This window comes from Streptomyces sp. NPDC101219 (assembly GCF_044767675.1).
GTDB lineage: Bacteria > Actinomycetota > Actinomycetes > Streptomycetales > Streptomycetaceae > Streptomyces.
On the sequence record NZ_JBIWOK010000003.1, the window covers coordinates 103,953 to 125,114 of the forward strand.

Annotated in this window: 19 protein-coding genes and 1 tRNA gene; 9 read left to right on the forward strand and 11 right to left on the reverse strand. The window is 73.3% G+C overall.

The window, feature by feature from the left end; genetic code table 11:
* Nucleotides 1–227: 227 nt before the first annotated feature.
* The 3 genes from cysS (at nucleotide 228) to ACIRPP_RS06655 (ending at nucleotide 4,501) form a co-directional block, all read left to right on the forward strand.
* Nucleotides 228–1,625, forward strand: coding sequence for a cysteine--tRNA ligase (gene cysS, locus ACIRPP_RS06645; protein ID WP_403638530.1), 1,398 nt, complete (start codon nucleotides 228–230; stop codon nucleotides 1,623–1,625).
* Between the two features lie 145 nt (nucleotides 1,626–1,770).
* Nucleotides 1,771–2,709: a 23S rRNA (guanosine(2251)-2'-O)-methyltransferase RlmB gene (gene rlmB, locus ACIRPP_RS06650; RefSeq protein ID WP_164347457.1), complete on the forward strand. Its 939-nt coding sequence runs from the start codon at nucleotides 1,771–1,773 to the stop codon at nucleotides 2,707–2,709.
* 118 nt (nucleotides 2,710–2,827) lie between these two features.
* On the forward strand, nucleotides 2,828–4,501 hold the full coding sequence (locus tag ACIRPP_RS06655) for a DoxX family membrane protein (RefSeq protein WP_403638532.1): 1,674 nt from the start codon (nucleotides 2,828–2,830) through the stop codon (nucleotides 4,499–4,501).
* A gap of 128 nt (nucleotides 4,502–4,629) precedes the next feature.
* Here ACIRPP_RS06655 and ACIRPP_RS06660 read toward each other — a convergent pair whose 3' ends face one another.
* The 3 genes from ACIRPP_RS06660 to ACIRPP_RS06670 all read right to left on the reverse strand — a co-directional run bounded on the left by ACIRPP_RS06660 (nucleotide 4,630) and on the right by ACIRPP_RS06670 (nucleotide 7,274).
* Nucleotides 4,630–5,361 (reverse strand): NDP-sugar synthase, encoded by a 732-nt coding sequence (locus ACIRPP_RS06660; protein WP_403638533.1) that lies wholly within the window; start codon nucleotides 5,359–5,361, stop codon nucleotides 4,630–4,632.
* A gap of 112 nt (nucleotides 5,362–5,473) precedes the next feature.
* Nucleotides 5,474–5,926: a hypothetical protein gene (locus ACIRPP_RS06665; RefSeq protein ID WP_164338946.1), complete on the reverse strand. Its 453-nt coding sequence runs from the start codon at nucleotides 5,924–5,926 to the stop codon at nucleotides 5,474–5,476.
* 259 nt (nucleotides 5,927–6,185) lie between these two features.
* Nucleotides 6,186–7,274 (reverse strand): ABC transporter ATP-binding protein, encoded by a 1,089-nt coding sequence (locus tag ACIRPP_RS06670; protein ID WP_403638536.1) that lies wholly within the window; start codon nucleotides 7,272–7,274, stop codon nucleotides 6,186–6,188.
* Nucleotides 7,275–7,581: 307 nt separating this feature from the next.
* On the opposite strand from ACIRPP_RS06670, the gene ACIRPP_RS06675 reads away from it, so the two are divergent.
* Nucleotides 7,582–7,657: transfer RNA gene (locus tag ACIRPP_RS06675), tRNA-Thr, on the forward strand.
* Nucleotides 7,658–7,702: 45 nt separating this feature from the next.
* Here ACIRPP_RS06675 and ACIRPP_RS06680 read toward each other — a convergent pair.
* Genes ACIRPP_RS06680 through ACIRPP_RS06690 form a run of 3 tightly spaced genes read right to left on the reverse strand, consistent with a single transcriptional unit; the run spans nucleotide 7,703 to nucleotide 10,834 of the window.
* Complete coding sequence (locus ACIRPP_RS06680) at nucleotides 7,703–8,584, reverse strand: aminoglycoside phosphotransferase family protein (protein WP_403638538.1); 882 nt, start codon at nucleotides 8,582–8,584, stop codon at nucleotides 7,703–7,705.
* Between the two features lie 32 nt (nucleotides 8,585–8,616).
* Entirely contained in the window at nucleotides 8,617–9,612 is a 996-nt protein-coding gene (locus ACIRPP_RS06685; protein ID WP_403638539.1) for a zinc-binding dehydrogenase, read from the reverse strand.
* A gap of 46 nt (nucleotides 9,613–9,658) precedes the next feature.
* Entirely contained in the window at nucleotides 9,659–10,834 is a 1,176-nt protein-coding gene (locus tag ACIRPP_RS06690; RefSeq protein WP_403638541.1) for an FAD-dependent oxidoreductase, read from the reverse strand.
* A 151-nt stretch (nucleotides 10,835–10,985) separates the two neighbouring features.
* Here ACIRPP_RS06690 and ACIRPP_RS06695 point away from each other — a divergent pair, with 151 nt between their 5' ends.
* Entirely contained in the window at nucleotides 10,986–11,663 is a 678-nt protein-coding gene (locus ACIRPP_RS06695; RefSeq protein WP_403638543.1) for a pentapeptide repeat-containing protein, read from the forward strand.
* A gap of 45 nt (nucleotides 11,664–11,708) precedes the next feature.
* Here the strand turns inward: ACIRPP_RS06695 and ACIRPP_RS06700 are convergent, their stop codons facing one another.
* Nucleotides 11,709–12,209 carry a hypothetical protein gene (locus tag ACIRPP_RS06700; RefSeq protein ID WP_403638545.1) on the reverse strand — a complete coding sequence of 167 codons (501 nt, stop codon included), beginning with the start codon at nucleotides 12,207–12,209 and terminating at the stop codon, nucleotides 11,709–11,711.
* Nucleotides 12,210–12,603: 394 nt separating this feature from the next.
* Between ACIRPP_RS06700 and ACIRPP_RS06705 the strand changes: the two genes are divergently transcribed.
* Nucleotides 12,604–13,983 carry a M1 family metallopeptidase gene (locus tag ACIRPP_RS06705; protein WP_403639159.1) on the forward strand — a complete coding sequence of 460 codons (1,380 nt, stop codon included), beginning with the start codon at nucleotides 12,604–12,606 and terminating at the stop codon, nucleotides 13,981–13,983.
* A gap of 76 nt (nucleotides 13,984–14,059) precedes the next feature.
* On the opposite strand, the gene ACIRPP_RS06710 is transcribed toward ACIRPP_RS06705, so the two are convergent.
* Nucleotides 14,060–14,635 (reverse strand): TerD family protein, encoded by a 576-nt coding sequence (locus ACIRPP_RS06710; protein WP_164345696.1) that lies wholly within the window; start codon nucleotides 14,633–14,635, stop codon nucleotides 14,060–14,062.
* 145 nt (nucleotides 14,636–14,780) lie between these two features.
* On the opposite strand from ACIRPP_RS06710, the gene arfB reads away from it, so the two are divergent.
* Nucleotides 14,781–15,251, forward strand: coding sequence for an alternative ribosome rescue aminoacyl-tRNA hydrolase ArfB (gene arfB / locus ACIRPP_RS06715; RefSeq protein ID WP_403638547.1), 471 nt, complete (start codon nucleotides 14,781–14,783; stop codon nucleotides 15,249–15,251).
* A gap of 28 nt (nucleotides 15,252–15,279) precedes the next feature.
* Here arfB and ACIRPP_RS06720 read toward each other — a convergent pair whose 3' ends face one another.
* Entirely contained in the window at nucleotides 15,280–15,756 is a 477-nt protein-coding gene (locus ACIRPP_RS06720) for a GNAT family N-acetyltransferase (RefSeq protein WP_192229960.1), read from the reverse strand.
* An 82-nt stretch (nucleotides 15,757–15,838) separates the two neighbouring features.
* A complete protein-coding gene (locus tag ACIRPP_RS06725; protein ID WP_403638549.1) occupies nucleotides 15,839–16,423 on the reverse strand; it encodes a flavin reductase family protein in 585 nt (194 codons plus the stop codon).
* Nucleotides 16,424–16,727: 304 nt separating this feature from the next.
* Between ACIRPP_RS06725 and cdgB the strand changes: the two genes are divergently transcribed.
* Nucleotides 16,728–18,425 (forward strand): diguanylate cyclase CdgB, encoded by a 1,698-nt coding sequence (gene cdgB / locus ACIRPP_RS06730; protein WP_164334977.1) that lies wholly within the window; start codon nucleotides 16,728–16,730, stop codon nucleotides 18,423–18,425.
* A gap of 116 nt (nucleotides 18,426–18,541) precedes the next feature.
* Nucleotides 18,542–19,480 (forward strand): carbohydrate-binding protein, encoded by a 939-nt coding sequence (locus ACIRPP_RS06735; protein WP_403638551.1) that lies wholly within the window; start codon nucleotides 18,542–18,544, stop codon nucleotides 19,478–19,480.
* Between the two features lie 642 nt (nucleotides 19,481–20,122).
* Here the strand turns inward: ACIRPP_RS06735 and ACIRPP_RS06740 are convergent.
* Nucleotides 20,123–21,052, reverse strand: coding sequence for a 1-phosphofructokinase family hexose kinase (locus ACIRPP_RS06740; RefSeq protein WP_403638553.1), 930 nt, complete (start codon nucleotides 21,050–21,052; stop codon nucleotides 20,123–20,125).
* Between the last annotated feature and the right edge of the window lie 110 nt (nucleotides 21,053–21,162).

Here is a 21,162-nt window from a genome sequence, read left to right on the forward strand (position 1 = left end):
CAGGCGGCAGGCGGCAGGCGGCGGGCGGCGGGCGGGAGCCGAGGAGAGGCCGCGGTGCACGCCCCCGGCACGGCACGCGGACGGCGAGCGGGATGCCCGCCCGCCGTCCGCCCGCCCGAGGTCCCGGCGCGCCCGGCCGGGACGCGGGCCCGGCCCCAAGGACACCCGCCGGGAGCCGCCCGGCGGTGGAGGCACACGCACTCCCCGGGGCCCACTACCCTGGAGTGGTGACTATTCGCCTGTACGACACCAGCGCCCGGCAGATCCGTGACTTCACCCCGCTCCGGCCGGGTTGCGTCTCGATCTACCTGTGCGGTGCCACCGTGCAGGCGGCGCCCCACATCGGGCACATCCGCTCGGGGCTGAACTTCGACATCATGCGCCGCTGGTTCGAGTACCGCGGCCTCGACGTCACCTTCATCCGCAACGTCACCGACATCGACGACAAGATCATCGCGAAGTCGGCCGAACAGGGCCGCCCCTGGTGGGCCATCGGCTACGAGAACGAGCGGGCCTTCACCGACGGCTACCAGGCCCTCGGCTGCCTGCCCCCGACCTACGAACCGCGTGCCACCGGCCACATCACCGAGATGGTCGAGATGATGCGCGGCCTCATCGAGCGCGGCCACGCCTACGAGGCCGACGGCAACGTGTACTTCGCCGTCACGTCCTTCCCGGAGTACCTGAGCCTGTCCAACCAGGAGCTGGAGAACCTGCTCCAGCCCTCCGGCGAGGGCGAGACCGGCAAGCGGGACCCGCGGGACTTCGCCATGTGGAAGGCGGCCAAGCCCGGCGAGCCGAGCTGGGAGACGCCGTGGGGCCGCGGGCGCCCGGGCTGGCACCTGGAGTGCTCGGCGATGGCGCACAAGTACCTCGGCAGCGCCTTCGACATCCACGGCGGCGGTCTCGACCTGATCTTCCCGCACCACGACAACGAGATCGCGCAGGCCAAGGCCTACGGCGACGAGTTCGCCCGCTACTGGGTGCACAACGCCTGGGTCACCATGAGCGGCGAGAAGATGTCGAAGTCGCTCGGCAACTCGGTGCTGGTCAGCGAGATGGTCAAGCGGTGGCGGCCCATCGTGCTGCGCTACTACCTCGGCACCCCGCACTACCGCTCGATGATCGAGTACAGCGAGGAGGCCCTGCGCGAGGCCGAGTCGGCGTTCGCGCGGATCGAGGGCTTCGTGCAGCGCGTGGTGGAGAAGGCCGGCACCGTCGAGCCGTCCGCCGAAGTGCCGCCCGCCTTCGCCGAGGCGATGGACGACGACCTCGGGGTGCCGCAGGCGCTGGCCGTGGTGCACACCACCGTCCGGCAGGGCAACAGCGCGCTCGCCGCCGACGACAAGGAAGCGGCCGTCGCCCGCCTCGCCGAGGTCCGCGCCATGCTCGGCGTGCTCGGCCTGGACCCGCTCGACCCGCACTGGGCCGGCGAGGGCGACCGCGGTGAGGACCTGCACGGCGTGGTCGACACCCTGGTGCGCATGGTTCTCGACCAGCGGGAGGCCGCCCGGGCCCGCAAGGACTGGACGACCGCGGACGCCATCCGCGACCAGCTCAACCAGTCCGGCCTGGTCATCGAGGACAGCCCGCAGGGACCGCGCTGGAGCCTCGGCCCGCGCTGAGGACGAACCGGGGCGACCCGGACGTGTGCCGCCCGGCCCCGGGCGGCACACCGCACGCACGCAGCTCACTGACGCAACCGCACAGACGCAACCACACGGACGCACCCCCGCGTCCGCCGCACGACTTCACGGAGACGAGTACCTCATGGCCGCGAACAACCGCCGCATGTCCGGCAAGAAGGGCGCGCAGGTCGGCAGTGGCGGCCAGCGGCGCCGGGGCCTGGAAGGCAAGGGCCCCACGCCGCCCGCCGAGATGCGCAAGGGCCACGCCAAGCAGCGCGCCGCCCAGGCCAAGGCGCGCCGCGCCACGGGCCGCGCCCCGCAGCGCCGGGGCGGCCGCTCCGCCTCCGAGCTGGTCGTCGGCCGCAACCCGGTCGTCGAGGCGCTGCGCGAGGGCGTGCCCGCCTCCACGCTGTACGTGCAGCAGTTCATCGACAACGACGAGCGGGTGCGCGAGGCGCTCCAGCTCGCGGCCGACCGCGGCGGGATCAACCTCATGGAGGCCCCCCGCCCCGAGCTCGACCGGATGACCAACGGGCTGAACCACCAGGGCCTGGTCCTGCAGGTGCCGCCGTACGAGTACGCGCACCCCGAGGACCTGGTGGCGGGCGCCCACGACGAGGGCCAGGACCCGCTGATCGTCGCCCTCGACGGCGTGACCGACCCGCGCAACCTCGGTGCCGTCGTCCGTTCCGTCTCCGCCTTCGGCGGCCACGGGGTCGTCGTCCCCGAGCGGCGGGCGGCCGGGATGACCGCAGGCGCCTGGAAGACGTCCGCCGGCACGGCGGCGCGCACCCCCGTCGCCCGCGCCACCAACCTGACGCGCGCCCTGGAGGCGTACAAGAAGGCCGGAATCACGGTCGTCGGGCTGGCCGCCGACGGGGAGGCCGAGCTGGGCGAGCTGGCCGCGCTGGACGGCCCGGTCGTCATCGTCGTCGGCAGCGAGGGCAAGGGGCTGTCGCGGCTGGTCGGGGAGACCTGTGACGTCCGGGTGCGGATCCCGATGCCGGGCGGCGCGGAGTCCCTCAACGCCGGTGTCGCGGCGGGCATCGTGCTGTACGAGGTGGCCCGCCGCCGCGCCTGAACGGGCGTTCGGTCGTATCACCCACACGGAGTGTTCCCGGTGGTCCGGACCGGCTTGACGGGGTCCGGACACTTCCGGCCGGTCAAGGCAGTGTCCTAACCCCGCGTCACTCGGTTAGATGAGTGTGGACACCAGAACACCCCGCACACCCACGGGGGACCGCTCGTCGGGACTCGACGACGCTCCCGCGTTGAGCATGGTGAAGGTGCCGAGCGATCCGGCGCAGGTCATCGTCAATCACGCCAGCTTCCGCGTGCAGCTGGGCGTCTCGGCGCGGCGCGTCCAGTCACCGCGGATCGCACGGCACCTGAGCGCCGCCGAGGACACCGCCCGCATCCCCGTGGTCACCACCGTGGGCACGGCCGGTCCGGGCGCGCCCCGCCGCCGCCCCGTCGTCTGGAGCGGCCGGTCGGCCCCCGACGACACCGGCGCCCACCGTCTGCTCCAGGCCGCGCGGCACGACGGCGTCCGTCGCGCCGACGAGCCCCTCGCCGGCGCCACCCGGGTCATCCCCCGCGTCGGCACCGGCTACGGCTACGGCGACGACCCGGCCACCCTGGAGACGCCCGTCGTCGGCGCCCAGCGCACCCACGGCGGCGGCCCTCTGCTGCCGCCCATGCGCACGGTCGGCAGCGCCTACGACGAACCGGCCTACGACGAACCGGCCTACGACGAACCGGCCTACGACGACGCGTTCGAGGACACGGGCGCGCGGCCCGTCGTCGCGGACGAGGACGCCGGACCCCGCAGCCGGCGCCACGGCGACGACCCGTCCCGGCACGCCTACTACCCGGGCCGCCGGATGAACCTCGGCGTCGTGCTGCTCCCGCTGCGCGTCTTCCTCGGCTTCATCTCCGTCTACGCCGGTATGGGCAAGCTGTGCGACCCCGTCTACTTCGACGGCGGCAAGCGCGGCTCCATGGTCACGTGGCTGAACACCCTGCACCCCTGGGAAGTCGCCGAGCCGCTCCGCCAGTTCGCCCTCGAGCACCCCATCGGCTCCGGCCTCGTCATCGCTTTCCTCCAGGTCATCGTCGGCGTCCTCACCGTCCTCGGCTGCTGGCAGCGCGTGGCCGCCGTGGTCGGCGCCCTGCTCTCCGCCGCCCTGCTGGTCACGGTCAGCTGGAAGAGCGTCCCGGTCTACGACACGCCGGACATCATCTACCTCGCCGCCTGGTCGCCGCTGGTCATCGCCGGGGCCCCGGTCTACTCCGTCGACGGCCGCCTCGCCGGCAGCGCCTGGCGGCGCCTCGGCCCCCGCGCCGACATCTGGGACCTGCGGCGCTACGTCCTGCGCCGCGGCGCCCTCGTCACCGTCGTGGTCTGCGGGATCACCCTGCTCGTCGGCTCGCTGCTGGGCGGCGCCGTGCGCGACGCCGACCGTGTGGTCGTCCCCGGACCGGGCGAGTCCCCGCGCAACGAACTGCCCGGCTCCCCGCTCCCGCAGGAGCCCGGCGCCACGCAGAAGAAGCGCACTCCGTCCGCGCCCGCCTCGCCCACCCGGGGCGCCACCGCCGGCACGGGCAGCCCGTCCGCCGGCACGACCACCCCCGGCGCGACGAAGGACACCGGCGCGGTCACCGGCGGCACGCCCAGCCAGACCCAGGGCAGCGCCGGGCAGGCCCCGCCGCAGCAGTCCACGCCGGCCGAGCAGGCGCCGAGCACCAGCTCCGGCCCCACCTCCGGCGGCGGCAGCACCGGTGGCGAGGGCACGCCGAGCGGCGGCTCCGGCGGGGGCGGCGGCGGATCGTCCTCCGGGCAGCCCGGTCTCGTGGGAGGCCTCCTCGGGTAGCCCGGGAGGAAGTACCGCACGGCGGAAAGGGGCCCGCACGGACGGCGTGCGGGCCCCTTTCCTGCTGTCCTCCGTACCGACCCCTCGGAGGGGGCTCCTGGCGGGCCGTCAGGCGGTGCCGGGGGCGGTCAGCGGCCGTGGGCCGCCAGTTCCTTCGCCGCCTCCGTGAGGTCCTTCGCGGTGTCGATGGCCCGCCAGTAGGAGCCCTGCGGGATCGGGAAGCCGGCCAGGCGGCGCTCACGCGCCAGGTGCGGGAACGTGGTGCGCTCGTGGTCGCCGCGCTCCGGCAGCAGGTCGGCGAACCCGGGGGAGAACACGTAGATGCCCGCGTTGATCTCGAACGTCGACGGCGGGGCCTCGATGAAGTCGGTGATGCGGCCGAAGCCGTCCGTCTGCACGGCGCCCCACGGGATGCGGGGGCGGGCCAGCGCGAGGGTGGCGAGGGCGTCCCGCTCGGTGTGGAAGTCGGCCATGTCGCGCAGCGAGAAGCGCGTCCAGATGTCGCCGTTCGTCGCGTACCAGGGCCGGTCCGGGTGCGGGAGATGCGCGGCGGCGTACTTGAGGCCGCCGCCGCGGCCGAGGGGCTCCGTCTCGACGACGGTGGTGACGGACACCGGCAGATCGGCGGTGTCCAGCCACTTCTGGAGGACGTCGGCGAGGTGGCCGCAGGAGATCACCACGTCCGTCACGCCCTCGGCGGCGAGCCAGGACAGCTGATGGCCGATGATCGGGGTCCCGGTCCCGGGGATCTCGACCATCGGCTTGGGCCGGTCGTCGGTGTACGGGCGCAGCCGGGAGCCTTGGCCACCGGCCAGGACGACGGCCTGAACGGGGTGGGGCACGGCGTTCGGATCGGTCATGACCGCACTGTACGCGGCGTCCCCGGGCGCCCCGGCACGAACCACGGCCGGGCCCCCGCACGGGCGCCGGCCGCGCGGGGACCGGACGTCGGTGCCGTGGCCGGCCGGGCGGTCAGTGGTGGGCGGCGAGGACCCCCGACGCGAACGAGGTGTCGCAGACCGGGCGGGAGAAGGACTGCGCCTTCGTCGGGCCGTACACGCGCACCGCGGCCTTGCCCAGGGCGCGGGCGATGGACGCGCAGTGCCGGGCGAGGGAGGGACGGTCGTTGACCGCCTCCTGGAGGTGGGTGAGCGCGACGCCGGGGTTCTTCTCCTGGAGTTCGACCAGCAGCCGGTCGCGCAGGACCTCGTGCGGGGCGCGCGCCGCGCTGCGCGAGGCACCGGCCACGGCGGTGTCGGCGGCGGTGAGCACCGGGCTCGTGGGGCTCCCCGACCAGTCGACCCGGGCGACCGCGAGAGTTCCGGAGAACACCAGGACGACGGGCAGGACGAGGGCGAGGCTGCGGCCGATCCGGCGGGCGTGGCCCCGGCCGCGTCGCGTCTGAGGGTTAGTGGAGTGCTTCACGCGAGTGAGGGTAGCGTCCAGTGATGAGCCGAGGACATTCCGTCACCGGTTCGGGGGACATGGCCGGAGCGTTTTCGGGGTAACGCGTTGACGTGCACGGTCGAAATGCCCGGACTGCCGGGGTATTTGTCGACAACGCGAGAGGGCTCCGCAGCAGCTGCGGAGCCCTTCGTCGTCCGTCCGGGTGACGTGCGCCGGACGAGGTGTGAAAAGCGGGGTGTGCGGTGCGGACGGGCGCCGTCCGGCGGGTGACCCCGGGTCAGTCGGACAGGCGGGCACCGGTCGACGTCGAGAACACGTGGGTCTCGCCCGGGCGGGGCACGACGTGCAGGGTGCTGCCCTTCTCCGGCACGTTGCGGCCGCCCACGCGGACCACGAGGTCCTTGGCCTCCCCGCCCACCGTGGTGGTGCCGTAGACGTACGCGTCGGAGCCCAGCTCCTCCACCACGTTCACGGTGACGGCCAGACCCTGGTCGGAGTCCTCGCCGGCCACGTCGAAGTGCTCGGGGCGCACGCCCACGGTGACGGTCTTGTCGGTGGTGGAGGAGAGCGCGTCGCGCTGCACCGGCACCACCGAGTTGCCGAACTTCACGCCGCCGTCGGTGACCGGCACCTCGACGAGGTTCATCGCGGGGGAGCCGATGAAGCCGGCCACGAAGAGGTTGGCGGGCTTGTCGTACATGTTGCGCGGCGTGTCGACCTGCTGGAGCAGACCGTCCTTGAGGACCGCGACCCGGTCGCCCATGGTGAGGGCCTCGACCTGGTCGTGGGTGACGTAGACGGTGGTGATGCCCAGACGGCGCTGGAGGGAGGCGATCTGCGTACGGGTGGAGACACGCAGCTTGGCGTCCAGGTTGGACAGCGGCTCGTCCATGAGGAACACCTGCGGCTCACGCACGATCGCGCGGCCCATCGCGACACGCTGGCGCTGACCGCCGGAGAGGGCCTTCGGCTTGCGGTCCAGGTACTCCGTCAGGTCGAGGATCTTCGCGGCCTCCTCGACCTTCTGCCGGATCTCCGCCTTGTTCACGCCGGCGATCTTGAGCGCGAAGCCCATGTTGTCGGCGACCGTCATGTGCGGGTACAGGGCGTAGTTCTGGAACACCATGGCGATGTCCCGGTCCTTGGGCGGCAGGTGCGTGACGTCGCGGTCGCCGATGCGGATGGCGCCGCCGTTCACGTCCTCCAGGCCCGCGAGCATGCGGAGCGAGGTGGACTTGCCGCAACCGGACGGACCGACGAGGACGAGGAACTCCCCGTCCGCGATCTCGATGTCGAGCGCGTCGACGGCGGGCTTGGTGGAACCCGGGTAGATCCGGGTCGCCTTGTCGAACGTGACTGTGGCCATGGTGATGGGCCCCCTTCTACCGGCAGGAACGTGCCGGACGATCCGAGTAGGAAGGTGGTGCCACGACGGGTGTTCCGAAGTGGTGTCGTCCACGTATTCCGTTGTGGTGTGGTCCACGTGTGTGAACTGGCACAGGACGGTACCCGGCGTTCACCTGGTTGTCAGTAGTTTCCGGGGTGTGATGTGTTCGTGAACTCTCGACGCCCGCCGGGTCCGCCGGGCCGCCCGTGCCCCGCCGGCAAGTGCGTGGCCGGGGGAAACCGGCTCTGTGTACAGTGGAGCAGCCTTCGCGCGCGGAGCGCGCGGCGCCTCCTTAGCTCAGTCCGGTCCAGAGCGGCTGTCTTGTAAACAGCAGGTCGTCGGTTCGAATCCGACAGGGGGCTCTCTCCTCGCCGTCCCGGGCCGGCCCGTCTCCGGCCCGGGGCGTTTCATGTCCCGCGCAGCCGCCGGGCGATCTCCAGGTCCTCCGCTCCCAGTGGCCGGCCCTCCTCGGTCTCCCACAGGCAGTTCTGCAGCACCCGCCCGAACGTCCACGCGCGGGCCCGCTCCCGGTCCAGGCCGAGCACGTCGGTCATCGCGTCGAAGCGCCAGGTGACGTCGTCGGCGTCGAAGTTGTTGCCGAGGGCGGGCCAGAGGTCGAAACCCGGGTCGCCGGCCAGGGGTTTGGGGTCGATGGCGAGCCAGGGGGCGCGGTCGGCGGCGAGGACGTTCCCGTCGTGCAGGTCCCAGTGCAGGAGCCGGTCGCCGGGTTCGCCGGCCACCTCGCGGACGGCGGCCGCGCAGTCCGCGACGATTCGGCGGGCCTCTGGGTCGGCGATGCGCTCCAGGACGGGCGGGGTGCGCTCCAGCATGCGCCGGGCGATGTCGCCGAGGCGGCGCAGGCCCGCGGGCGCAGGGGTGGCGTGGAGGCGGGCCAGGAGGCGGGCGATCACCAGGACGCCGTCGCGCGGGGAGGCCACACGGGACAGCATCCGGGAGGAGTCCAGGCGTTCCAGGAGCATGGTGCCGGTGGGCTCGTCGTGGTCGAGCAGACGGACCGCGCCGTCGCCGTCCCACGCGCGCAGCGCGACCGGTTCGCCGTCGGTCTCGTGGTCGCGGATCTGCAGCTTCAGCATCGCCGGGGCGCCGTCCGCCCGGTGCACCGGGACGACCAGGGCGCTGACGCCGTGCAGCGGCGTCCCGGTGATGCGCAGCTCCCAGCGGTCCACGAACGACGCGGTCAGCCGCGGCAGGGCGGTGACGAAGGCGCGGCCCGCCTCCTTGTTGAACCTGATCTGGGCGGCGGCCAGTCCGGCCGGGACATCGATCATGGGCCGCACGGTAGTGCGCCGCCGCGGCCCCGTCACCGGGGCGAAGGGTGCGCCTGCGGTTCCAGGACGACCTTCCCGGTGGTGGCCCGGCCCTCCAGGGCGCGGTGGGCGGCGGCGGCCCCGGCGAGCGGGAAGCGCTGCACGGCGGGGACGAGGCGTCCCGCGGCGGCCTCGCCGAGGGCCCGCAGTTCGAGAGTGCGCAGCGGGTTCGGGCCGCCGGCCCGCTCCAGCATGGCCGGGCCGAGGACGTTCACCGAGACGCCGTCGACGAGGTACGGGCGGTCGGCGGCCAGGCCTTGCGAGGACCAGCCGAAGACGACGTGCCGTCCGCCCGGGGCGAGCAGTCCGACGGCCGTGCGGGCGACGTCGCCGCCCACCCCGTCGTACACGACGGTCACCTTGCCCGCGTGGGCACCGAGCCGGCCGGCCCAGCCGGGCTCGGTGTAGTCGACGGCCAGGTCGGCGCCGTTCGCCGCCACGAGGGCCGTCTTGGCGGGGCCGCCGGCCAGGCCGATCACGATGGCGCCCGCGTTGCGCGCGTACTGCACGAGCAGGGTGCCGATGCCGCCGGCCGCCGCCGGGACCAGGACCACGTCGCCGGGGCCGGGTTCGGCGAACTGCACGACACCCATCGCGGTACGGCCGGTGCCGATCATGGCGACGGCACCGGCGTGGTCGAGGCCGGGCGGGACGGGGTGCAGCCGGTCGGCGTCGGTGACGGCCAGCTCGGCGTAACCGCCGGGGGCGAAGCCGAGGTGGGCGACGACGTGCTCCCCGAGCCGGCTCTCCTCGACGCCCTCGCCGACGGCGTCGACGACCCCGGCGACCTCCCGGCCGGGGACGGTGGGCAGCTCGGTCCGGGCGCCGGCGGGACCCGGGCGGCCCGCGCGCAGGGCGGTGTCCAGGAGGTGGACCCCGGCCGCCCGGACGGCGATCCGCACCTGCCCGGGGCCCGGCCGGGGGTCCGGCACCTCTTCGAGGACGAGGTTCTCGGCCGGGCCGAAAGCGTGCAGGCGGATGGCGTGCATGGGGACCCCCAGGGAAGGACGGTGCCGCGGTGGACGCCCCCACTGTTCAACCTCCAGCTTGCTTGAGGTCAAGCTCGCGGCGGCCGAGGGCCAGGGAGACGGCGGCGAGCGCGCTGGTGAAGGAGACCTCCGAGAGCACGCCCGGCGCGGCGGTCCGGTCCCCGGCGAGGTAGACGCCGTCACCGCGGTCCACGGCCGGCCGGTCGCGCCAGCTGCTGCCGGGCGGGTCGACGGCACCGGTACGGCCGTCGGCCACCGCCTCCCGGCGCCAGGTGACGCGCTCCCGCCAGCCCTCGAAGCCCAGGTCGAGGAGTTCCCCCGCCCGTCGGATTCCGTCGGCCCGGGACTCGTGCGGGGCGATGGGGATGTGACCCTGGATCAGCTGCTCGCCGGCCGGGGCGAGCGAGGGGTCCTGCGCGGTGAACCGCTCCAGCCAGCCCGGGGCGTCCAGGTCGGAGACGACGAACGCGTCGCCGCGCCGGGTGCGCAGCGCGAGGTCGACGAGGACGGTCCGGCCGCTGGGCCAGGTCAGCGCCGGGTCGCCGAGGAGCCGGCGGGCCGCCTCCAGGGAGGTGGCGACGACGACGGGGGTGTCGGTGGGGAGCGTGTCGACGCGGGAGAGGGTCTCCACGCGCACGCCCAGGTTCCAGGCGCGGGCGGCCATCCGGTCGATGAGCGCGCCCCAGCCGCCGCGCGGGTACTGCGCCTCCGGGGGCAGCCTGGTGGCGCGGCGCAGCCGCTCCTGGACGAAGGCGGCGGACAGCGAGCCGGGGTCGTGGTGGAACAACGCGACCGCGCAGTAGTGGGCGGCGGTCCGGGCGGCCTCCTCACCGGCGATGCCGGTGGCCCAGGTGCGGAAGTCGGTGTCGACGGGGGCCCGGGCCGCGTCGACGCGCAGCAGTCTCAGCATCGCCAGGGGCGGGGTGCGGCGCAGCCTCCCGTGGTGGCGGAGCCGGAACCGGGCCGCTTCCCGGACGGGAAGGGTGGCGAGCGGTCCGACGAGGTTGCGCTCGCGCAGCCAGGTCCAGTGCGGGCCGCCGCGGTACAGGGCGTGCGGGCCCTCGTTGGTCCGGTACGGGCCCTCGGCGGTGCGGGCCCGGCCGCCGAGCGTGTGGTGGGCCTCGTGGACGGTGACCTCGGCTCCCGCCTCCGCGGCGGTGATGGCGGCGGTGAGTCCGGCGAAGCCGCCGCCGATGACGGTGATGCGGTGCGTGCGGTGCATGCCTGGGGGTCTCCCTGTCTCCCGTGCCCGGGATCGCCTGTGCCTTCCCCGATGCGACGGATCGCGCGGCCCGGAATGTGACATCGGCGGTGTTCTCGCAGGTCGCGGCGGTGATCGGGCCGTTGTCAGTGGTGGGGTGCAGCATGGGGTCATGGCGAGGAGAGCGGCGGGTGGTGCGCGCGTGCGGGAGCCCCGGCGGCCGGAGGTGCGGCTGCCGGAGCTGGAGCGGTTCGGGGCGGGCGCCCTGGAGCCGGACGGGGACTACGACGGGCTGGAGTTCGCGGAGGCGGACCTGGCCGGGCAGGACGGGGCGGGGTCGCGCTTCCTGGACTGCGCGCTGCGCGGGTGCGCGCTGGACGGGGCGCGGCTCACCCGCGTCCGGGTGCTGGACTCGGTCCTGGCCGGGGTCCGGGGGGTGGGCACCGACCTCGCCGAGGCCACCCTGCGCGACGTCGAGCTGACCGACGCGCGGCTGGGCGGGACGCAGCTGCACGGGGCGCAGCTGGAGCGGGTGCTGGTCCGGGGCGGCAAGATCGACTTCCTGAACCTGCGCGCGGCCCGGCTCAGGGACGTCGTCTTCGAGGGCTGTGTCCTGGTCGAGCCGGACTTCGGCGGGGCCCGGCTGGAGCGGGTGGCGTTCGCGGACTGCGCGCTGAAGGACGCGGACTTCAGCAGGGCCACGCTGACGGACGTCGACCTGCGCGGGGCCGCCCCGCTGGAGATCGCCCGCGGGGTGGACCGGCTGGCGGGTGCGGTGGTCAGCACGGGGCAGCTGCTGGACCTGGCTCCGGTGCTGGCGACGCAGCTGGGGATCCGCGTGGAGGGGTGAGGGGGTGGTGCGGCGGGGTGCGCCGCCGGGGATGGGGCCGGGGGGTCAGCCGATGCGGGGGTAGCGGGCCTGGAGGGTCCAGACGGCCGGGTTCTCGCCCAGGTCCTCGTGCAGGTCGATCAGGTCGGCCAGCAGGTCGTGCAGGAAGTCGCGGGCCTCACGGCGCAGTTCGGCGTGCGAGAAGGTCAGCGGGGGCTCGCTCGCCGGGAGCCACTCGGCCTCGATGTCCACCCAGCCGAAGCGCCGCTCGAACAGCAGCCGGTCGGTCGACTCGGTGAAGTCCAGCTCCGCCCGCTGGGGCCGGGAGGCGCGGGAGCCCGCCGGGTCCCGGTCGACGCGCTCCACGATGTCGCACAGCGCCCAGGCGAAGTCGAGGACCGGCACCCATCCCCAGCCTGTGGACAGCTCGCGGTCCTCCTTGGTGTCCGCCAGGTAGACGTCGCCGCAGAACAGGTCGTGGCGCAGGGCGTGGACGTCCGCGCGGCGGTAGTCGGTCTGCGGGGGGTCCGGGAAGCGGTTGGAGAGGGCGTAGCCGATGTCGAGCACGGGTGTGATGGTGTCACGGCCGCGCGGCGCCGCCCGCGGGGGCGCCGCCTCGTAGGATCACGGAGTGCGCCCCCACCGCCGCCCACCGAGCGCCCCGGGCCCGGCCCAGCGCCTTCCCGGCCCCGACGCCGGCTGCCCCGACGCCCGCTGCTCCACCCCGGCCCGGACCGCCGTCTTCGCCGTGTCCGGTGTGTCCGGCGTGTCCGGCGGGACCCGTGGCCCTGCGCCGTCCGCCCGGGCCGCCCTTCCCGCCTTTCTCGCCCGTCCCGCCTCACCAGCGCGGTCCGCCCTTCCCGGCTTTCTCGCCCGTCCCGCCTCTCCCGCGCGGTCCGCACGGTCCGCGCGGTCCGCGCGCGGCTCGCGGCGGCTCGCCTGGGGGCTCGCCCTGCTCACCGTGGTGGCGACGGCGTGCGGGGGCGGTGGCGCCGGTTCCGGGGCGTCCGCCGGCTCGGGGCCCTCGCGCTCCGGGCTGGGGGACCCGTACTTCCCCAAGGCGGGCAACGGCGGGTACGACGTCGCGCACTACGACCTCGACCTCGCCTACGACCCCGGCCCGCACCACCTCGCCGGCACCGCCACCGTCACCGTCCGCGCGACCGAGGACCTCCCCGCCCTGAACCTCGACCTGCGGGGCCTCGACGTGGAGAAGGTCACCGTCGACGGCACGCCGGCCCGTTTCGGGCGTGAGGGACAGGAACTGACGGTCCGTCCGCGCACCCCGCTGCGCCGCGGCGCCACCTTCCGGGTGACCGTGCGCTACTCCGGCTCCCCGGTGACCGTCACCGACCCGGACGGCTCCGAGGAGGGCTGGCTGCGCACGGCGGACGGCGCGCTGGCGCTGGGCCAGCCGACCGGGTCCATGGCCTGGTTCCCGGGCAACCACCACCCCTCCGACAAGGCGGCCTACGACTTCACGCTGACCGTGCCGGAAAACCTGCGCGCGGTGTCCAACGGCGAGCCGGCGGGCGAGGAGACGCGGGACGGCCGCAGGGTGCAGCGCTGGCGCGTGCGGGAGCCGATGGCGAGCTACCTCGCGGTGGTCGCCGTCGGACGGTACGAGACGCACCGGACGCGGACCGCGCGGGGCCTGCCCGTGCACACGGCCGTGGACCCGCGGGAGCGGGACGCGGGCCGCCGGGCCCTGGCCCGGCTGCCCGAGGTGCTGGAGTGGGCGGAACGCAGATTCGGCCCGTACCCCTTCGCGTCGGCCGGGGCGATCGTCGAGCGCCCCGGGGACGCCGGGTACGCGCTGGAGACCCAGAACCGGCCCGTCTTCCCCGGCGCCCCGGACACCGGGCTCCTGGTGCACGAGATCGCCCACCAGTGGTACGGAAACTCCGTCAGCCCCGCGAGCTGGCGCGACATGTGGCTGAACGAGGGCTTCGCCACGTACGCCGAGTGGCTGTGGCAGGAGGAGCACGGCGGGGACAGCGCCCAGCAGACCTTCGACGCGCTGTACGACGGGACCTACTTCGCCGACGCGGAGGCGAACGAGGCCGTGTGGGCCTTCCCGCCCGCGCGGCCGCCCGGTGCGGCACAGATCTCGGGGGTGCCCGTCTACCAGCGCGGCGCGATGGTGCTGCACAGGATCCGGCAGACCGTCGGCGACGACGCCTTCGACGCGCTGCTGCGCGGCTGGGCCCGGCGGTACCGGCACGGCACCGCCGGTACCGCGGACTTCACCGCCTTCGTCGAGCAGCAGGCCCCGGACCACGACTTCGACGCCGTCTGGGCGGACTGGCTCCACGGGACGGGGAAACCGGCGCGGCCCTGACAGGGGGCGGAAACACCGAGGCCCCCGTCCCGCCGGGCAGGCGGGACAGGGGCCGTGGAGCGACTCGCGGGGTACGTCAGACGTTGACGCCGAAGTCCTGGGCGATGCCCACGAGGCCGGAGGCGTAGCCCTGGCCGACGGCGCGGAACTTCCACTCGGCGCCGTTGCGGTACAGCTCGCCGAAGACCATGGCGGTCTCGGTGGCCGCGTCCTCCGACAGGTCGTAGCGCGCGATCTCGGTGCCGCCCGCCTGGTTGACGATGCGGATGTAGGCGTTGCGGACCTGGCCGAAGTTCTGGCTGCGGTTCTCGGCGTCGTAGATCGACACCGGGAAGACGATCTTGTCGATGTCGGCCGGCAGCGCGGCCAGGTTGACGTTGATCGCCTCGTCGTCGCCGGCGCCCTCGCCGGTGCGGTTGTCACCGGTGTGGACGATGGAGTTGTCCGGCGTCTGCTTGTTGTTGAAGAACACGAAGTGGGCGTCGGAGTAGACCTTGCCCTGCGTGTTGACGGCGATGGCGGAGGCGTCGAGGTCGAAGTCCGTGCCGGTGGTGGTGCGGACGTCCCAGCCGAGGCCCACGGTGACGGCGGTCAGGCCCGGAGCCTCCTTGGTGAGCGAGACGTTGCCACCCTTGGACAGGCTTACAGCCATTGTTGGGAGTCCCTTCCCTCGTTGACGTACGGCTAGAAGCTACCGCTACCCCCATTGAACGCGAGAGGCGCACGCGAGGTTCCAGTTCCCTTTACTTTCTTTACCCGCGAAATCGAGGTGACGCGGCCCGGCCGGGCACGGGACCATGGGCGGCATGTCCGGTCCCTCTCGCAGGCCCGGGGGCCTGCCCCCCGGAGCACTCCGCATCCGCGGCTCCGTCTCCCTCCCGGAGGCCGAGCTCATGTGGCGCTTCTCGCGTTCCTCGGGGCCGGGCGGCCAGCACGTCAACACCAGCGACTCGCAGGTGGAGCTCCGCTTCGACCTGGCCCGCACCACCGCGCTGCCCGAGGTGTGGCGGCAGCGGGCGCTCGACCGGCTGGCGGGGCGGCTGACCGACGGGGTGGTGTCCGTGCGCGCCTCGGAGCACCGGTCCCAGTGGCGCAACCGCGAGGCGGCGGCCGAGCGGCTCGCCGCGCTGCTGGCCGAGGCCACCGCGCCGCCGCCCAAGCCCCGCAGGCCCACCCGCGTCCCGCGCGGCATCAACGAGCGGCGGCTGCGGGAGAAGAAGCAGCGCGCGCAGACCAAGCGGGGCCGTAGCGGCCGGGACTGGGGCTGACGAGGGCCGGGGGACGCCCGCCGGGTGGTCAGCCGAGGCGGAGCACCTCGACCGTCTCGCCCTCGTGGATCTCCCCGTTCGGGCGGAAGCCCAGGCCGCGGTAGAAGTCCTCCGGTCCCGCCGGGCCGGGGTGGTGGGTGACGTAGAACTCCGTGCCGCCCCGGCGGCGGATCTCCTCGGCCACCGCCCGCACGGCGAACCGGCCGTAGCCCCTGCCCTGCTCGTCCGCCGCGATGTTCAGCCGCCACAGGCCGGAGCGGCGGACGCGGCCGTCCCCGAACCAGTCGGCGTCGAAGAAGGCCATGAGGAAGCCGACCGCGCGCCCGCCGTCGACGATCAGCCGGGGCCAGGCGACGTCCGGGTGCACGTAGGCCTCCGCGAGCGACTTCGCCACCGGGCCGACCAGGTGTTCCTGGTCCGGCCGGACGCGGACGGCGAGGGCGGTGCCGATGTTCGCTGCGGTGACCTCCACGAGACGCGGGGAGGAGCCGGGGTCGGTCGTCATGGCAGCACGGTACGGCCGCGACCGCCGTGGGACGCAACGGATTTCGCCCCCGGCCCGGCCGCCGCCCGGTCCCGGGGGGAGTTCAGCCCAGGTGCCGGTAGCGGCCGCGGAAGTAGGTCAGCGGGCCGCCGTCCGAGCTGGGGAGCGCGGCCGTGAGCACCCGGCCGATGACGAGGGTGTGGTCCCCGGCCGCGACGCGCTGCTCGGTGCGGCACTCCAGGGTCGCCAGCGCCCCGCCCACCAGCGGCGAGTCGCTGTACTCGCCCCGCACGTACGGGATGTCCTCGAACAGCAGCCGGTCGCTGATGCGGCCCCGCATCGCGAAGCGGCCCGCGATGTGCCGCTGGCTCTCGGACAGCACGGACACCGCCCACATCGGCTGCTCCTCCAGCAGCTCGTCCATGCGGGACCCCTCGCGCAGGCTCACCAGCACCAGGGGCGGGTCCAGGGACACCGACATGAAGGCGGTCGCCGTCATGCCCACGTCCTCACCGGCCGGGGCCCGCGGGTCGTCCGGGTCCAGCGGCGGTTCCTTCGCGGTCACCAGGACCACACCGGCGGCCAGACGGGACAGGGCGGCGCGGAACTCGTCGTTGCTCACCCCCTCAGCATGCCGGGCGGCGGGCACCGAGGTGACCGTGGACGGGGCGACAGAAGTGTTGGGCACACCGGAACGCTAGTGTCCGCATCACCGGGGGCGCATCGGGCCCCGGGACCAGTCCGGACCTAGGACCAGCGGACGACGGCCGCAAAGAACTGCCTTCCGCGATTGCAGCGAAATTCGGGGAGAAATCATGGAAAGGCCAGGCAATTGTTCACGTTTACCTGTGACTTGAGTCACAAGGGGCAGATATTGTTGACCCTGTGTACCGAGTGGGCAGCGCGCTGTGATTCAGTGGCGGGGAAGCTGCCGGGACGATACGCCGATGAGCACCCTTGATTCGCTGCGAGGACTCGGGGGGAGGGCGAGTATGGAGACCGAGTCGGAACCCTACGTGCGCTTGGCGTCGCTGCGACAACTGCACCAGGTGATGGCCGACATGAACACGGCCCGAAGCCTGGCGGACACCTTGCAGACCGTCGCCGACGGAGTCGTCGGCGCCCTCGGGTACGAGCTGGCCTGCGTCAACCTCGTGCGCCACGACGGCGATCTCGTCGTCGCCGCCTTCTCCGGCAACCCCGCCGCCGAGGCCCTCATCACCGGCCGGGTCGGCTCGCGCGAGTCCTGGGACCGCCGCCTCGGCATGGGCGAACGCTGGGGCGACCTGATCTTCATACCCCACACCGAGGGCTGGGTCCTCGACGACGACGACGTCCCGCAGTGGTACACCGACGGCCCCGCCCCGCGCTTCGAGGACGAGTGGCACCCCTCCGACCGCCTCTTCGCCCCGATGTACGCCCCCGGCCCCCAGGGCGGCGGCACCTCCGGGGAACTGGTCGGCGTCCTCTCCGTGGACCGCCCGCGCAACGGCCGCCGGCCCGGCGCCTGGGGCCGCGAAGCCCTCCAGATGTACGCCTTCCAGGCCGCCATCGCCATCAGCAACGCGCGTCTACGTGCGAACATGCAGCGCGCCCTGGTCCGCCTCGAACGTGAGCAGCAGGCCCTGCGCGCCAGCGAGGAGAGCTTCCGGCAGGCCTTCGAGTACGCCCCCTCCGGCATGGCCATCGCCGAGATGGGCGGCGACCAGCACGGCCGGATCCTGCGCACCAACGACGCCCTGTGCCGGCTGCTAGGCCGCCGCGCCTCCACGATGCGCCGCTACTCCTTCTCCGACCTCGTCCACCCCGAGGACATCGGCACCCTGCTGCGCACCTCCGCCGAGGGCGGCCGGGCCGAGCTGCGGCTGGCCCGCCGCGACGGGACGTACCTCTGGGTCTCGCTGCGCAACAGCGTGGTCGCCGACGCCGCCGACGGGCCCCGCTTCCTGCTCACCCACGTCGAGGACATAGAGGAACGCAAGCGGCGCGAACTCCACCTCGCCCACCGCGCCTCCCACGACTCCCTCACCGGCCTGCCGAACTCCGCCGAGCTGCGGTCCCGGCTCTCCGCCCGGCTGTGCCGCCAGCGCCCGCAGGCCGCGCTGCCCGCCGCCGGGTCCGTGGAGTCCTTCGAGGCCTTCGACTCCTTCGGCACCCAGGACGCCGTCCACGGCGGGCCGCCCGTCTTCGACCGGGGCCACGACTTCGACTTCCCGCCCGGCGCCGACGAGTACGACGGCTACGACCACCACGTGCACACGGTCGCGCCGCCCGACGAGTACGACGACGGCAGCAAGGGGCTCGCGGTGCTCTTCTGCGACCTCGACGGCTTCAAGTCGATCAACGACCGCTTCGGGCACAACGCGGGCGACGCCGTCCTCATCGAGGTCGCCCGCCGGCTCAGCAACGGCGTCCGCGACGGCGACACCGTCGCCCGGCTCGGCGGTGACGAATTCGTCATCCTCGCCGACGGGCTCGGCCGCGCCGACGCCCAGGACCTCGCCGTCCGGCTGCGCAACGAGATCATCCAGCCCATCCGGGCCGAGGGGCGGGCCGTGCGGGTCGGCGCCAGCTTCGGCATCGGGTGGGCGCACTGCGGCATGACGGCGGACGAAGTGCTGAAATCCGCCGACGAACGCATGTACATCGAGAAACGATCTCGTCCCAAACAGCACAGACGAGCCGGGTGAACCCCAGGTCAGGGATGTGATGCGGTCCGAGTCACCCGTTCGGGTCACGCGATGGGGGTAGGCTCGCCATCCGACCACGCGTACCGCATCCGATCAGTACCTAGGAGCACCAAGGGATGACGCCCGGCAACAACGGCGCGAGCACGCCCGAGGACGACGACCCGTTCGGCTACCTCTACGCCGACGGTCAGGCCAACGGGGCCCAGCCGCCGTCCGGAGGCTACGGCTACCCCAACTCGGTCAACCGGGTACGGGCGGTCGGCGCCCGGCAGTACGGCCAGCAGGCCCCCGCCCCGCAGGCACCCCCGCAGCAGGGCACGTACGGCCAGCCCAACGCGCACTACGCGGCCCCCGAGACGCTGCCCGGCGGCGCCGCCACCGCCCACTCCCCGCAGCCGGGGCACGGCGGCGGCCGCGGCCGCGGGCCGAACACCAAGGGCCTGCTGATCGGCGCGATCGCGGTGGTCGCCGCGGTCGTCATCGGCATCGGCGTCGCGATGATCGGCGGTGACGACGACGACAAGGGCGGCGACGAGGCGGGCGCCACCCCGACCCAGTCGCAGACCCAGAGCAGCGAGCCGAGCCCGTCGGCGAGTGACGGCGACGACGAGGGGGACACGTTCGAGTCCCCGACGATCGACGCGAAGGCGCTCCGCCTGGACGGTGGTGCCGCGCTGGCGTCGGACGTCGAGGGCGCCCAGTCCGACGGCGGCATCTACGTGACCAACCTGAACCAGCCCGGTTCCAGGGTCACCTGGACCGTCGACGGCATCCCGAAGGACGGCGCGTACACCGTCTTCGTGAGCTACAGCACCGCCGGTGAAGCCCAGTCGATGACGCTCACCGTCAACGGCAAGGAGTTCAGCAACAAGCTGAACATGGACAACTTCACCGGCGCCGAGGACGGCGACTTCGCCAAGGGCTGGACCAAGACCTTCGCCTGGCCGACCCTGAACAAGGGCACCAACACGATCTCGGTCTCCTGCAACGACGGCGACAAGTGCAACGTCCTGCTGGACCAGCTGTACATCAAGGAAGGCCAGGTCAAGAAGTAGCCGACGTCAACGCCGTTGTCCCCTCGGGACAACGGCGTTGAGTCATTCTTCGGCGCAGGTCATTGTCAGGCCCAGTCGGTACACGAGTTGAGCAACTTGTTGCCTTCGAATCTGGCGACTTGCACCCCAATCTCAAAAAGCCCGTTACTGTCCGATGCGCTGCTGCTCCAGGTCTGACTCCTGCCCGACCCTCTCGTGTTCTTGCGCCAAGGCCAATTCTTTCGAGCGTCGTTGTACTGCTTGCTGACCAGGCGTATGCGGACGTGGTGGCCGTCGGGCTTGATGTCGCTCAGTGTGAAACTTAAGCCCACTTTCTCGCCGGGGTTGTACCAATTCGTAATCTTGACGGCTCCCGAAGCTCCTGTAGTGGCGCACCCGGCGTAGTCTACCGGGGCAGCGTGCGCGGGGTTAGATCCGAGGGCAGTGAGGAAAACTGCTGCGATGAGCGGGAGAGTCGCTCGGGTTACTTTGTTCATCTCAATCCCTTTGACGTCCGGCTGCTGGTGGATGACGTTAGTTCGCCACTTCTGCGTAGGGGAAGTAGGGGTGGGTGATATGGCCGAAAAGAGAATGCAAGGCTGCTGACGGCGCGCGCCTTCGATGTGTGGCCCCCCGGGTCATTTGCGGGCGAATGAATGGGAGTCAGGCGGCGTTCGTCTCTGTCGTCACTGTGATACCGGACAGCAGTTCCTCGTAGGCCGGGCGGTCGAACTCGCCTGCCACCGGGGAGAGGACCGTCGCCGCCGACAGGGCGACCGCGCGGGTGAGGCGGTCGGGCCAGGGGAGGTTCTCGACCAGGCCCGACAGCAGGCCCGCGACGGCCGAGTCGCCCGCGCCGGTCGGGTTGCCGTGCAGGCGGGCCGGAGGAGTGGCGCGCCAGCGGCCCTCGGGGGTCACGGCGAGCAGGCCGTCCGGGCCCAGGGAGGCGACCACGGCGCCCGCGCCCCGGCGGCGGGCGTCCCGGGTGGCGGTCGACGGCTCGTGCGAGCCGGTGAGTTCGGCGAGTTCGTCGGCGTTCGGCTTGAGGATGCCGGGACGCCCGGCGATGCCGCGGCGCAGCGCCGACCCGCTGGTGTCGAGCAGCGTGGGCACCCCGGCGGCGCGGGCGGTGCGCAGGAGCCCGGCGTAGGCGCCCACCGGGACGCCCGGGGGGAGGCTGCCGCACAGGGCCACCGCGGAGGCGGCGGGCAGGAGCGCCGCGTAGGCCTCCTGGAAGGCGGACCACTCGGCGGGGGAGACCGGCGGGCCGGGTTCGTTGAGCTGGGTGGTGCCGCCGGAGCGGTCGTCGACCACGGCTATGGTGCGCCGGGTCGTGCCGTCGACCGGGACCAGTGCGTCCACCAGGCCGCGCACGTCGGCGAGTTGCTCGCGCAGGATGCGTCCGGTGGTGCCGCCGGCGAAGCCGGTGACCGTCACCTCGTGGCCGAGGGCGGCGAGCACCCGGGCCACGTTGATCCCCTTGCCGCCGGGACGCTCGGACACCTCCGAGACCCGGTGGGACGCGTGCGGCCGCAGGGACGGCACGCGATGGGTGATGTCGAGAGCGGTGTTCAGCGTGACCGTGAGGATCACCGGGCCGACCTCCCCTTTTGCCGCCTGCGCTGCCCGCGCGTGCCGTGACTGCCAGGGGCACGATCATGCCAAAGAGACGGCGCCCGGCCTACCCCCGGAGCCGGCCACCG